General features: G+C 41.9%; 12 protein-coding genes. 7 read left to right on the top strand and 5 right to left on the bottom strand.

The genetic code is table 11. From position 1 onward, the window contains the following. Positions 1–59 precede the first annotated feature (59 nt). The 7 genes from PQO01_RS13275 (at position 60) to PQO01_RS13245 (ending at position 8227) form a co-directional block, all read left to right on the top strand. The gene (locus tag PQO01_RS13275; protein ID WP_274314548.1) at positions 60–1586 is read left to right on the top strand and encodes a hypothetical protein; all 1527 of its coding nucleotides are present in this window, start codon (positions 60–62) and stop codon (positions 1584–1586) included. After that, positions 1586–4981 (top strand): cytochrome c biogenesis protein, encoded by a 3396-nt coding sequence (locus PQO01_RS13270; RefSeq protein WP_274314547.1) that lies wholly within the window; start codon positions 1586–1588, stop codon positions 4979–4981. Before PQO01_RS13275 ends, PQO01_RS13270 begins: the two co-directional genes overlap by 1 nt. 99 nt (positions 4982–5080) lie before the next feature. After that, complete coding sequence (gene infC / locus PQO01_RS13265; protein WP_274314546.1) at positions 5081–5605, top strand: translation initiation factor IF-3; 525 nt, start codon at positions 5081–5083, stop codon at positions 5603–5605. A gap of 130 nt (positions 5606–5735) precedes the next feature. After that, positions 5736–5939 (top strand): 50S ribosomal protein L35, encoded by a 204-nt coding sequence (rpmI, locus tag PQO01_RS13260; RefSeq protein WP_274314545.1) that lies wholly within the window; start codon positions 5736–5738, stop codon positions 5937–5939. A 16-nt stretch (positions 5940–5955) separates the two neighbouring features. Further along, positions 5956–6312 carry a 50S ribosomal protein L20 gene (gene rplT / locus PQO01_RS13255; protein WP_274314544.1) on the top strand — a complete coding sequence of 119 codons (357 nt, stop codon included), beginning with the start codon at positions 5956–5958 and terminating at the stop codon, positions 6310–6312. A gap of 72 nt (positions 6313–6384) precedes the next feature. Beyond that, positions 6385–7662, top strand: a complete 1278-nt coding sequence (gene aroA / locus PQO01_RS13250) for a 3-phosphoshikimate 1-carboxyvinyltransferase (protein ID WP_274314543.1) — start codon at positions 6385–6387, stop codon at positions 7660–7662. A gap of 187 nt (positions 7663–7849) precedes the next feature. Beyond that, positions 7850–8227, top strand: coding sequence for a response regulator (locus tag PQO01_RS13245; protein ID WP_274314542.1), 378 nt, complete (start codon positions 7850–7852; stop codon positions 8225–8227). 49 nt (positions 8228–8276) lie between these two features. Here the strand turns inward: PQO01_RS13245 and PQO01_RS13240 are convergent, their stop codons facing one another. The 5 genes from PQO01_RS13240 to tal form a co-directional block, all read right to left on the bottom strand. Further along, complete coding sequence (locus PQO01_RS13240) at positions 8277–9044, bottom strand: MBL fold metallo-hydrolase (protein ID WP_274314541.1); 768 nt, start codon at positions 9042–9044, stop codon at positions 8277–8279. Then, a complete protein-coding gene (locus PQO01_RS13235; protein ID WP_274314540.1) occupies positions 9045–10262 on the bottom strand; it encodes a pyridoxal phosphate-dependent aminotransferase in 1218 nt (405 codons plus the stop codon). A 2-nt stretch (positions 10263–10264) separates the two neighbouring features. Then, entirely contained in the window at positions 10265–12190 is a 1926-nt protein-coding gene (locus PQO01_RS13230) for a mechanosensitive ion channel family protein (RefSeq protein ID WP_274314539.1), read from the bottom strand. A 132-nt stretch (positions 12191–12322) separates the two neighbouring features. Beyond that, on the bottom strand, positions 12323–13357 hold the full coding sequence (locus tag PQO01_RS13225) for a WG repeat-containing protein (RefSeq protein WP_274314538.1): 1035 nt from the start codon (positions 13355–13357) through the stop codon (positions 12323–12325). Between the two features lie 217 nt (positions 13358–13574). Further along, entirely contained in the window at positions 13575–14531 is a 957-nt protein-coding gene (tal, locus tag PQO01_RS13220) for a transaldolase (protein ID WP_274314537.1), read from the bottom strand. Positions 14532–14546: the final 15 nt, after the last annotated feature.

Raw genomic sequence — 14546 nt, 5'->3', positions numbered from 1 at the left:
TTTAGGGGTGATTCGAGTACTATAGGGGCATTGAATTAATTTAAAATACCTGAATTTTTATGAAAAACTTAATTTACACACTTTCTGCAATCATTGTTTTACTTATCGTAATATCTCCAAAACTTTTCACTTCAAAAGATCAAATTACCGTCTACAAAGAAAAGGAACACAGCCTCGAGACTCCTGGAGCCAGTGCTAAACCTGCGCCACGAGCTCCCTTTATGATGAATCAAGCAAAGGACGAAAATGGTGGATTAATTGCGATCATCGCAAATACTCAAGAGTACACTTGGTTTGTTAAAGTCATCGGCCCATACAAATCTGTGAAAGCTCAAGTTGATAATCTTGACTTGGTTGCCAAGACTTTAGATCTTTCTCATGGTGATCACCTCCACTACGATATCCCAAAGGATTGGACAAAGAAGCAAGCCTCTTCCATGCGTGTTGCGAGTTTCGATGCTCCAGGCGGAGTCGACATCTCTTTCTCCAAACTTCCCGCTGGTCAAAACCTTAAGGCCAATGTCGTTCGCTGGAAAAAACAAATTGGTTTAAGTGGTGACCCTACTGAGGAAGAACTTAGTGAAATAAAAGACAATTGGTACAAAGTCACTCTTTTCAATGAAGACCGTAAAGACCTTACTGCTAGTAAGAAAGCGGCTCCATCCACAAATCCACACGCTAGCGCACCATTTGCATCAGGCGCTATGCCTAGCGTTTCTGCCAATGCCAATGCAATCATGGCGGCTATCATCGAAAGACCCGATGCGACTTGGTTCCTAAAACTCATCGGACCAGATCAAGAAATCCGCGACCAAGCCAACAACATAATTTCAGTTATTAGCTCCCATAGCTTTGATGAATCTGGCAAACTTCAATATCCCGTCCCAAGTGACTGGAAAGAAGTCCCCTCTTCTTCCAGTATGCGCATTGCTTCCTATAAAACTGGAGAAGTTGACATCAGCCTTATTAAACTTGGACCTAAACAAAATATTGAAGCCAATGTCAATCGCTGGAAAGGTCAAATCGGTTTAAGCTCAGCGACTAAGCAAGAAAATGAAATCAAGAGTTTCAATATTCACGGCAATAGCATCCACATCGTCAAATTAATTAATGACGCAAAACCCGCCCCTACAGAAGCTCCAAGCACAACAGAAGAAAAACCTGCAAATCCACATGGCGATAAAAAACTGGAGAGTTTAGATCTAAAGCCCAATGATAAATGGACACAAACTGACAAACAAAATGCCATGTCTCTGGGTAAGTACCAATTAAAAATTGCCGATAGCTCATACGAGCTGAGCATAACTCAAATGCAAGGTCCCATGCCCATGAAACAAGTTTATAACATGTGGTTTGATCAAATGGGACTTAAAGGTAAAAACCCTTCTGATTATATAGAAAAAATCAAGAGTGCTGACGACAAAGAACTCGACTTAATTAAAATCAGCAATGACAAAGACATCCTCATCTCCGCTTCCTTTCAAGGTACGAGCAAAATCTTTTTCAAGCTCCAAGGGCCTGCCGCAGAAGCTGAGCAAGCTCTAATTGAATTTAAAAATCTAATTACTAGTGCGAGGTTCAAATAATGGAAAAACTTTTTAAGACTCTAGCGTCACTAAAATTCACTATAACGCTCTTTTCCCTCTCCATGTTCCTCGTACTCGCGGGAACGCTCGCTCAAATGGACGCTGGAATCTGGACCGTCGTAGACGAAATCTTCCGTTCCTACATCACCAAAATTGAACTCAAACTCTTTTTTCCTCGTGCTTGGGATATCGGCTTCCTCAGTAAAGCTTACATCTACATGCCTGGTGGCTTCCTTATTGGGGCCGGCTTATTTATCAACTTGAGTTCAGCTTACCTAGTACGCTTTAAACTTGTGAAGAATAAAAAGCACCTCGCTATTGGCGCCGTTTTTACGGTCATTTCATTGCTCTTCACTCTCGCCATTGTTAAAGGTTATTTCCACGAAGAAGTTTCCTCAACTGTTGGTGCCGCCTATATGCGAGTCGTCTATCGCTTAGCACAAGGCCTTATTCCCTCCATCTTCATGTATGTGGCCTGTTGGTTTCTTTATGGTCAGAAAAAAGCTGCTGTTGTCCTGATCCACTTTTCAGTATTCCTCCTACTCATTGCAGAGCTAGTCACTAAGATTGATGCTGTAGAATCTACTATGGTCATCCCAGAGGGCCAAAGCACTTCTTACCTCGACAATAACATTCACTACGAACTCGCCGTCATCGAAAAGCTTGAAGGCGACGATAATCAGACCACTGCTATCCCCATGTCAATGTTCAATTCTGCAGGCGATGTCATTGATCACGAATCATTACCTTTCACTATTGAGACTATCAAATTCTTTAAAAACTCAGAAATGAGTACCCAACCTGCACCAACAGAAGGTGCCACAGCTGGTAACGGCCTGACTCATCACATCTACGAAAGTGAAGTTAGCGATGGCCTAGGAAGCTCAAAAGACGTACCCGCCGGCCTCTTTAAATTCACTTCACGTGATGGTAAAGATTTAGGCACACGCGCTTTCTCACTTTATTTTTACGCCAACTTCACTAGCCGCAATCTTCCGAATCGTTTTGAAGAAATGGAAGTCAATGGCAAAAAATACCGCCTCATGCTTCGAAACAAACGCTCTTACTTGAAAGGTAATAGTGAGAACACTGCGAAAATCAGCCTCATTGATTTTAGTTTCGATCGCTACATGGGAACTAATACGCCGCGTAACTACTCCAGCTTAATCCGCCTTGAAGATCCTGAAAACAACATTGACCGCGAAGTTAAAATCTGGATGAACAACCCCCTTCGTTTCGATGGCAAAACTTTCTATCAACAGAGTTTTAGTCAAGACGAATCTACCACGGTCCTTCAAGTTGTTCGCAACAGCGGCTGGATGCTCCCCTACATCTCTTGCACCATGGCGGCATGGGGCATGATGATTCACTTCTTGCTCATCCTCGTGAAGTTCATGAAAAACTTTTTCAATCGTGAATCTGCACCAACTGGTTTCAAAGCCTGGCAATTTGCCATCTCAGGTCTCTTGATCCTAGGTTTATTCATGGCTTTATCTCGCAGCACAAAAACAAAAGAAGTTGATGAGAGCAAAGAATTCAACCTAGAGAAAGCTGCCACGATTCCAATGGTCTACAAAGGCCGAACTAAACCACTCCACACTGTTGCCCAGAACTTCTTGGTCTTTTTAAGTGAGAGCGCAACTTTCAAAGTAGAAGTAAAAGACGGCGACAAAGAAGTCGAGGAAAAAGACAAAGTCTTTGAAAAGCGCCCTCCTGCACAATTCTTCTTTGAAGTTATTTCGGCAAAACCCGCTGCTTACGAACACCGCGTTTTCCGCATTACTCACCCTCAGCTCATTGAAAAGCTCGGCCTCGATCAAAATCGTCATCGCTTCCGCTATGCACTTGTGGAATTTGCCGACAAAATCAAAGATCTCCAAGGCGACATGGAGAAACTTCGCAACTTAAAAGCTGGCGAACGCGACTCCTACCAAACGGCTCTCGTTGATTTTGAACGCCGTATTCAAACCTTCCACCTCATGTCTAACGCCTTCTCTACGAGTTTTGCGAACAACGCACAAGGTATCGCACAGTACCATGCAATGAATAAAAACATCCTAAAATTCAATCCGCCACTCGTCATTAAGAATAGCGAAAAGAACGACTGGGATACTTTAGCTCACTCTATTTCTTCTAGCTTGTCTCTAGGCCAAGGCCTAAAAGACAACACGGAACAATTGGCCGTTGCTCTTTACTATTTTTACGACGACAAATATAAAGAATTTAATGAAGCAATTGATAAGTTCTTGACTATCAATAAAGAAATTCGCCAAACTCGTCTCACTGCCATTAAGGCAGAACTCGAAGAAAGCAAGAAAGAATTCATTGCCACAGAAGCCAATAAAGACTTGGGCAAAAACGAAAAGAGCACCAAGCTTACTGAACTCAGTTCGCAAGAGCACCGCCTCGAAGGGGAATTACAAGTTTGGGAAACGGCTGAAAGCAAAACCAACTTTGAAATCACTTTCAACAAAATCAATCCCTTTGGTCTCTACCATTGGTATGGGCTTGCTTTCATCCTTTGTGCCTTCTCTTGGCTCTTCCGCAAACCTTGGATCAACCGCTGCAACCTCCATTTCTTAACTGTACTTGCAGTCCTACACACTTGGGGACTTGTTGCCCGCGTTTACATCTCTGACTATCCGCCGATTACCAACCTCTACTCAACTGCCATTTTCATTGGCTGGATGATTGTCGTCTCCGCGCTCATCATTGAAGCTCTCTTCAAACGAGGTATTGGTAACATCATTGCGGCCGTTTGTGGTTTTATCACCTTGAACATTGCTGACAAACTCTCCCTCGACGGTGATACTATGCAAATGATGCAAGCCGTTCTCGATACTAAATTCTTCCTCATGACCCACGTTATCACTATCAACATGGGCTATGCCGCCACTTATATTGCGGCTATGGCGGGGATCCTCTCACTCGTGTACTCACTCTTTAAAGCTGAGAAAGATAATAAAGAACTCTTCAAAATCCTCAACTCGACTATTTACGGAACGATTGCTTTTGCCATCTTCTTTAGCTTCATCGGAACGATTCTTGGTGGACTTTGGGCCGATGACTCATGGGGTCGCTTCTGGGGCTGGGACCCGAAAGAAAATGGCGCTTTACTCATCGTTATTTGGTGCGCCATTATCTTACACGCTAAAATGGCTGGCATTGCTAGATCGCGCGGTATCGCCCTTCTCTCAATTTTTGGTGGTTCGGTCACGACATGGTCGTGGTTTGGTGTTAACCAACTCTCGATTGGCTTGCATAGTTATGGCTTCACTAGCCAAGCTGCTTTCTACGTCATGCTTGCCGTCATTATCTTTACCGGCCTTAGCCTCATCGGTTTATTGCCATTTTTCCAATGGAACAAGGGTAAAAAAGCCTCTAAATCAAAATAACTTACTTTTTTAAGGTGATTGAGCTCCAATAACTTTGACAAGTTTTTGTCTTGAGTAACTTTAGAAAACACATTTTTAAAAAACTGGAGATATATCTAATTGCGTTTAATTAACTCGCCGGGCTCTGACTCATTATCTGGCAAAGAAGTTCGCCTACTCGATAGCAAAGGCCAAGAAATTGCTATTGTTCCTTTTTCTGTAGCAGTCACTAATGCAAATTCAGAAGGTCTTGACCTTGTTGAATTAGCCCCTGATGCTAAACCACCTGTTGTCCGTATTATGGACTATGGTAAATTCATTTACGAAAAAAAGAAGCAACAGAAAGATGCTCGTAAAAAGCAAATGAATAACAATCAGGTTAAAGAACTTAAATTTCACGTCAATATTCACGACCACGATTTCCAGACTAAACTTAAGCACGCTAGCGAATTCATCGCTAAAGGCTATAAACTCAAGATCACTCTACAGTTTCGCGCCCGTGAAATGGCTCACCCAGAACTCGGTGATGCACTCATGGAAAGAATCATCGAAACTCTTGGTGAAACAGTGAGTATTGAGGCTAAACCAAAGCTCATGGGACGTAATATGTCCATGCAATTATCCCCAGGTACAAAAAAAGCTTAATTATTTAAAAATAATTGCTTGTGGATAAATAATTCCACACTATTTTACCGCTCAATTTTTCGGTCTGCATACGGCTGGCATCTGCCGTATCAGCCATTTTACGTACAACTCTAATATCAAGGAGAAAACGATGCCCAAACAAAAGACTCGCAAATGCGTGGCCAAACGTCTCAAGCAGACTTCTACTGGCAAATACATTCGTTGTCGCGCTGGTAAGCGCCACATCCTCACTAAAAAATCTCCAAAGAGAAAGGCTAGACTCGGTACTTCTACAGTTCTTAAAGACTGTGAACTCAATGCTGTTAAAGCTGCCCTTCCCTACGGCCTCAAATAATTAAGGAGATTTATCAATGAGAGCAACTAATTCCCCAGCTTCAAGAGCTAGAAGAAAACGCATCCTTAAGGCTGCAAAAGGTTTTTACGGCTGCGCATCTAAGCGTATCAGAAACGCAATGGACGCCGTCGACAAAGCAAATCAACACGCCTATGTAGGCCGTAAGCAAAAGAAACGTCAGTACCGTCAACTTTGGACTACTCGTATCAACGCTGCTTGCCGTCAACAGGACAGCAACTACTCAAGCTTCATCGATGGTCTTAAAAAGCTCAACATCGAGCTTAACAGAAAAGTCCTCGCTGACATGGCTGTTAACGACCGTGCTGCTTTTAATGCACTAGTTGAACAAGCTAAAGCTGCTATAGCTAAGTAAGCTATAATTAAGTTTTAAAAAAGGCGGGATTTTTCCCGCCTTTTTTTCTTTACCCATTAGGAGAATCGAACCTTGGAAAAAATCACCCTTCCGAAAATCAGCTCTATTCAGGGCACCGTTAAACTTCCCGGCTCAAAGAGCATTTCCAACCGTAGCCTACTCCTCGCCGCCCTTGGCGAAGGCAAAATCACTTTAGAGAACATCCTTTCCAGTAATGATGTGGATCGCATGTTCGAAGCTTTACAGACGCTTAATATCCCTTGCAGCCGCGACTTAGAGGAACTCACCGTAGAACTCCAAGGCTGTGCCGGCTCACTACCCGACGGCGATTTTAACTTATATCTAGAGAACGCTGGCACTGCAGTACGCAGTATGACCGCAGCTATTTGTGCGAGTAAAGGCAATTACGTCATTGATGGTAACGCACGTATGCGCGAACGTCCTATTAGCGACCTCGTTGAAGCCCTGCAAAAATTAGACATCGATATTTCCTACGAGTTCAACACCAAATGCCCTCCCCTCAACATCAAGGCCAACGGTATCAAAGGTGGACTCACAAGCGTTAATGGTTCAGTTTCTAGTCAATACATCACGGCACTTCTTCTCGCTTCCCCTCTAGCAGAAAATGATGTCACGATCAACATCGATGGCGACCTCACTTCCAAGCCTTATGTCGACATGACTATTGGTCTCATGAATAAGTTTGGCGTTGAAGTGACTAACGACAACTACCAAACATTCACTGTGCCAGCTCCACAGAAGTACATCAACCCCAGCAAATTCATCGTTGAAGGTGATGCGGGTTCCGCTTCATACTTTTTAGGTGCAGCAGCCATCAACGGCTCTGTCCGCGTCTATGGTTGCGGTAAAGATAGTATCCAAGGCGAATCTGGCTTTGCAGGCGTCATGGGCCAAATGGGTGCTGACGTTACCTATGGCGACAACTTCATCGAAGTGAGCTCCACTGGCAAGCTCAAAGGCATCGATATTGACATGAACACGATGACTGACACGGGTATGACTTTAGCCGTTGTTGCGATGTTCGCAGAAGGCACTACAACTATTCGCAACATTGCCAACTGGCAGGTTAAAGAAACTGAGCGCATCACTGCCGTAGCTACAGAGCTTAAACGCGCAGGTGCCACTGTTGAAGAAGGTCCTGATTACTTAGTGATCAATCCTCCAGAGAAAATCTTAAATTGCGAAATCGAGACTTACGATGATCACCGCATGGCCATGGCTTTCGCCATACTCAGCCTCGGTACAGAGATCACTATTCTCGATCCTTTATGCTGTAAGAAAACTTTCCCCAACTACTTTAATGTACGAGAAGGTCTAGTTCAAAAGTAGACTTCAAATTCAAAATACAGTCTTAGCTAAAGAGAGTGATCTCTTTAGCTATTTTTTTGTTTTAATCACTTGTTGATTAAAATTTAGTCTTTTTTACTTGCTTTTCCTCCTCACAGGAAGTTTTTTGATTGTATAGCAATGAAAGGGTCTTTATTTTAAAGTAAACATTTAGCAAGAGATTTACTGTATGGAAGTGTCAAATAAAAATATTTTAGTGATCGATGATAATCCAGTCGTTCTAGAAATCCTAAAAGACTGTCTCAACAAAGAAGGTTACACTGTGAGAACTGCTGATGATGGCTTAGAAGCTGTAAATTTAGTAGATGGATTTGTACCGGACGGTATAATTACGGATATTGTCATGCCCAACATGGAAGGTCTAGAAACCATTACCAAAATGCGCCAACTCTTCCCAGAGGTAAAGATCATTGCTATCACGGGAAAAATTTACTCTTCTGGCTTTGATAACTTAGAGACTGCCAAGGTATTTGGGGCAGACGCGACAGTGCGAAAACCCTTCTCATGTAAAGATGTTATTTGCGAGCTCGATAAGCTTTTAACCTAGTCCCTCAATGACACCAACTCATTAAGCCGCTTTTTAACAAGCGGCTTTTTTAGGCCTCCATCAAACCGTGACGCATCAGGATCTGAGGTTTTATATCATTGCGATCTAATTTATCTAAAGTCTTTGAAACAATGTCGTAGACCAAGCTATAGTCATTCGTGTCCTCTGATATATGACCAATATACAAGTCTTTCAATCCTGGATGCATTAAACGCTCTAAAAGCTCCATTGCTTGCTCATTACTCAAATGGCCATGGCGACTCATGATTCGTTGAATTGTACGCCAAGGACGGCCACAATTCATCAACATCTCTTGATCATAATTACATTCAAGCACCAAGACTTCGCTGCCTTGAACTTGATTGATCACCAACTCTGTAACGCTTCCCAAATCAGTTAAAACAGAAATCTTGCGACCTTCGCATTCAACTTTATACGCCACTGTATTCACCGCATCATGAGGAACCGAGAAGGGCTGAAAACACATTCCATCTAAAAAGATCTCTTGACCGTTTTCAAAAATGACGCATTTTTTGCCCATGCGATTTTTTTGCTTAAGCATCAAAGCCGTATCATGATTTGCGTAAACCGCAATATCTAATTTATCTGCACAGATTCGTACACCTGAAGCGTGATCAGCATGCTCATGAGTTACAAAAATCCCTTTGAGTTTAGCGAGATCTTTACCCAAAGCCTGCATTTTTTCACAAAGCTTTTTAAAACTCAAGCCACAATCAATGATGTAAGCCGAGCTATCGTTTTCAATTAGGGTACAATTGCCTTTTGAGCCACTGGCCAAAGAAGTAAGTTCAAACATTTACTTGCGACGGTGGCGAGCTAAGAATTTTTCTAAGCGATCGAAAGCGCGCTGCAAATCCTCTTCATAGGGAAGGAACACAACTCGGAAAGCCGCCGAACGTTCATAGTTAAAACCCGAACCATGGACAAACAAAACGTGTTCTTCTTCCAAGAAGCGTAAAACAAAGTCTTCATCATTATCAAATTTGTACATATCTAAGTCAAGTTCAGCAAAGAGATACAGAGCGCCGCCAGCATTAACTACTGACACACCTTCTATGGCATTGAGTCGTCTATAACACAAGTCACGCTGTCTCTTCAGTCGTCCTTCACCTGAACACAAATCAAAAATGGATTGGTAACCACCCAAAGCAGTCTGCACTGCCCACTGAGCAGGCACATTCGAACACAAGCGCATTGAAGCGAGTAAATCTAATCCCTCAATGTATGACTCAGCCGCATCAACCGCACCAGTGAGATACATCCAACCGCAGCGAAAACCACAAGCTCGGTAAGATTTTGAAAGACCATTAAAACTGACAATCAAAATATCCTCTGCCAAAGTCGCCATGGGAATAAATTCTTTGTCATCATATAGAACTTTCGAATAAATTTCATCAGAGAAAATGATTAAATTATGTCTTCGTGCAATATCAACGATTCCTTCAAGGATTTCACGAGAGTAAACCGCGCCTGTTGGGTTATTTGGATTGATCACCACTATCCCACGAGTTTTCTCTGTAATACTTGCTTCCATCGCCTCTAAGTCAGGCATCCAATCATTGCTAGAATCACATGGGTAATAAACTGCTTGGCCTCCAGAGATCTTCACGGCCGCACTCCACAAGGGATAATCGGGCGAAGGCAGCAAGACTTCATCATCTAAATTAAGTAAACCTTCCATCGCCATGAGAATGAGTTCGCTCACACCATTGCCAAGATAAACGCGATCAATATCGAGCCCCTTAACACCCTGGTTTTGCGTATCTACCACTATCGCTTCACGTGCTGAATAAATCCCCTTCGACGCACAATAGGCGGCCGATTTTTCTAGATTGCGAATCAAGGCCATATTCATAGTATCGGGAACCTTGAAGCCAAAAACTCCTGGGTTACCAATATTGAGCTCAAGGACATTAACACCATCTAAACGAAGGCGTTCAGATGCCTTCGCTACGCGCCCACGAATCTCATATCTTACTGATTCTAAATGCGAGGATTTATCAATTTTTTTCATATTTAACCTTTGTCAGAGAGTACGTAATCATTCCCGGATGCATAATTAATCGCTCTTGGGTGGGGACGCGAACTACCACTCTCTTGTATCACTTCATTAGCTTTTTGCCTTGCACCTATATATGAATTTTCAATATTTTCCACTTTAGTTGCCAATTCCGGCTCATATAAATCTTCTGGCTTGACCATATGTAAACTCTGAGTTGGGAATGCAAAAGAAACTCCTAAACGATTGGCTAAGCGAATGATATCCAAAAACAAGCGCTGACGTTCACGCAATTCGATCGCCCAATCACTCACATCTAAAAAGCAATAAAGCAAGATATCTAACGAGGAAGAATTAAATTGATTTAGGTAGACGTGATAGTAATCTTTCCTTGTTGCCGGGTGCTGACGAATAACCTCGCGAATCCCCTCACAAAACGCCTCAATCTTCTCTGGAGGCGTATCGTAAGTAATACTCAAAGTGGTTTTTATTCGACGATATGAGCGACGTCCAAAGTTATCGACATTGGCACGAATCAAATTGGCATTAGGCACATTGACTAAGGAGCAATAAAAGGTGCGAACTCGTGTCGAACGCAAACCAATGGACTCCACCGTACCTTCCACATTATTAATCACCACCCAATCCCCCACTTCAAAGGGACGGTCAAAAAGCAAAGTAATTGAACCGAAAACATTCTCGACTGTATCTTTTGCGGCAAGCGCAAGGGCGACACCACCAATACCTAAACCGGCTATTATACTCGTGACATTGACTCCCATATTGCTTGCCACAAAAGAGAAACCGACAAAATAAAGAATAAAGCGGAAGACTTTATGCACCATGGGAATGAGAACGTCATCAACCTTGGTTTCTGTTCCTTTAGCTTTGTCGTAAAAGACATTCATCAATAAATCGAGGATCTTGGAAATCACCATGATGCCCGCAATTAAAGCCAGAATAAAAGCGACTTTGCGACTCTTGAGCAAGACATCAGAAGGTTCGGCCACATAGGGAATCAATAAATAAAAGGACATCGACATCGAAAATAGACCAAGAGCCTTATTACTCTTCTTACTGGCGACTAGCCTACCGTGACGTTCATATTTTTTGATAATTGTTTGACGTAAAATCTTCGTCAAAATCCATTGGAGTGCAAAACCAAAAAATAGCACAACGACAATATAGAGCCACTGCATTTTTCTGAGCATCAAAATAATTCCACTCAATTCATCTGGAAGTACTTCAGCTAAATCATTGACATTCTTTTGACCAAAATGATCGCGAATCAAATTTTTTGATGTGGATGAAGTGATGAGCCAATCACCGCGATCTAAAACGAAATTAATTTCGCCCAGAGATGAATTATAGGTTCGCAATACATCGACATCATATGATGATGCCTCCATCGTACTCAAAGGGTTAGCCTGCATAAACACCGCAAAATTCTCTAAGGCAAAAATCGATTGCTCAGGTAAATTGCCATCCTTATACTGAAAATTTTCCTTGCCACGGATAATACACTGCAGTGCCTCACTATAATCTTTTTCCAAAATACTTTTCACATAGTAATCAACCGTTTTCTCAGGAGTAGAAAACTTAAAGGCCGCTTTGTATATATCATCAAATTGACGACTTGCGGAAGGAGCAAACTTCCAACCATCCTTGGCCTCTAGCATGTAGATTGCCGTTTCATTAATAGGATAATAAATAACTGGTCCTTCCACCGTAGCTTCAATAGCATGCTGCTGAATACGTTTGAGAACTTGGGCGAACTTGGCCAAATCTAAGTCGGCACTAGGCTCCATAAAAAAGCGATCAATTTGATTTCGTTGCGCCTTGGCATCAATCATCGTCACAACAGAATCTAAAACTCGATCTGAGGCGTGCTCAGCTTTCACAAAAAAGCTTAGACATAGTATTAATAAAGTAAAAAATCTCATGCATTCTCCTAATAAAAATTATTTCAAAAATAACTCATAAGAAGCAAAGAGCCATTAGAGCTCGAAAAGACTTACATGATTTCTTGTGATAAATGAGTCGGCTTAGTCAAAGTTTTAGAGATTTGAAGCTCTCTACAGCCTCCAGCCCACTCCGATACTTGGACCTCCGCCCACGCGGATTTTACCATCTCTAAAATATAAATGCGTCCCTAAGCCAAAACTCGTTTTAGGATATTTATTATACCTTGGGGATTTGTAAGGAACTGGACGGTGATAAGCCCGACGATAGACATAGGGATACGGATAACCGTAATTATAACGATTATTATTACTATTATAAATATCCACCTTTGTATCTTTATTTTCACGTTTAAACAAACGAGCCACTAAGTCGGCGGGATCTTCTTTTGCTCCAGCTTTAGAACTATTTAAAACATTGCCCCTACGATCTATCTTATCCCAGTTTTGACCATTTTTCACAAAGGCGACCCCAGAGTTTGTAAACTCAGTAGCATCTTCATACTCAGCTGCAACAGCTACTTGACCACTCAAATCCATAAAGCCAAACAAGCCATTTTGTTTAAAGCGCATCATCTCACCTTTTGGAGAGTCAATTTTTTCGGCGAACGCCTGAACTACGATTGCTGGACTATGATCTATCAAGCCCCAGCCCTTATCAGTTTTAAATGCGACAAACTGCTTATTCAACTCATGTACCAAGCTGAAACCTGAACTGAGGATAAAATTACCTTTGGCGTCAGATGCATACCATAGATCCCCCTTCTTCAACAAAAATAGTTTATCGCCAAACTTTTTAATACTCCCATAAATAGCTGGAAAAACCAAACTCCCTTCCACATTGTTCACCATTCCCACACCTGTCTTACTTTTGAAGTAGGTACGACTACCTAATGATCGTGGCTCTTCTAGAGCTTGTGGCTCAACTATTATGACTCCCTTATCGTCAATAAAACCCCAACCAGCCTCAGTCCTAACGGGGGCTAATTTTTTAACAAAAGAACGCCATTCCAAAAATTGCTCTTTCACAACTACCTTACCCTCATCATCCTTAAAGCCCCATAAACGCTCACCGCGAAAAGGCTCCAAAGCAAAACTAGACAAGGCAAGTAGACAAGTGGCTAGTGAAATTATTTTTTGAAAAAACATAAACGCTCTCATTTTGTCATTTATTAAACTTAGAGCCATTATCCAAATAAACAAAATTTATGATGATCCTCCATAAACGGCCACGACTCTCTAATCGAACAAAACCAAGCATCTTTTGCTAGATACTAGACTAAATAATGACTTCACAAGTCCTTATTAAAGACAAAAAAGCCCACTCATTATTAGTGAGTGGGCTTTTTGTAAATTAGATTAAGTACTAAAGCTTTTCAGCAATGTAAGCTTCTAATTTATCTAAGTCTGCTGCAAAACCGCGAATACCCTGAGCCAATTTTTCTACTGCCATTGGGTCAGAATTGTGTAACCAACGGAAACTTTGCTCATTGAGCTCAATTTTCTCATCTGTACATTTTGATGCCGCCGTTTCTTCCGAAAGGTGAGTAGGCAGATCTTCATTGCGTTCTTCGAGTTCCTTGAGAAGCTTCGGCGCAATTGTCAATAAGTCACATCCTGCTAGAGCCATTACTTCATCAGCCGTACGGAAAGAAGCTCCCATCACAACTGTTTCATAGCCAAACTTCTTGTAGTAATTATAAATGCGACGAACTGAGATCACACCTGGATCTTCTTCAGGACCATACTCCAAACCAGTATCTTTCATGTACCAGTCACGAATACGACCAACAAAAGGAGAAATAAGGTAAACACCTGCTTCAGCACAAGCAACAGCTTGAGCAAAACTGAAGAGTAAAGTCATGTTACAACGAACGCCCTCTTTACGGAGGATCTCAGCGGCTTTTACACCTTCCCAAGTAGTTGCAATCTTAATTAAAATGCGATCTTTTGAAATACCCGCTTCTTCATATAGAGCAATGAGTTCGCGCGCTTTATCAACTGTTCCCTGCATGTCGTAGGACAAACGAGCATCAACTTCAGTCGAAACAAAACGTGGAACAATTTTTAAAATTTCGAGACCAAAATTGACTGAAAGTTTGTCCATTGCCAAATCGAGCTGAGCTTCTTTATCACTTCCTTTGGACTTACCATAAGCAATTGCATCATCTACTAAAGAAGCATACTGTGGCATTTGTGATGCCGCATAAATTAGAGAAGGGTTAGTTGTTGCATCAGTCGGCAAATAAGTTTTCATTGCTTCAAAATCACCTGTATCGGCAACTACTGTTGTTTTTGATTTTAAACTGTCTAAAACACTCATATTTATTTTCCTATT

It is taken from the genome of Lentisphaera marina (assembly GCF_028745505.1).
Classification (GTDB): domain Bacteria; phylum Verrucomicrobiota; class Lentisphaeria; order Lentisphaerales; family Lentisphaeraceae; genus Lentisphaera; species Lentisphaera marina.
The sequence above is the reverse complement of the archived record's forward strand: the minus strand, read 5'-3'. Positions and strand labels throughout refer to the sequence as shown.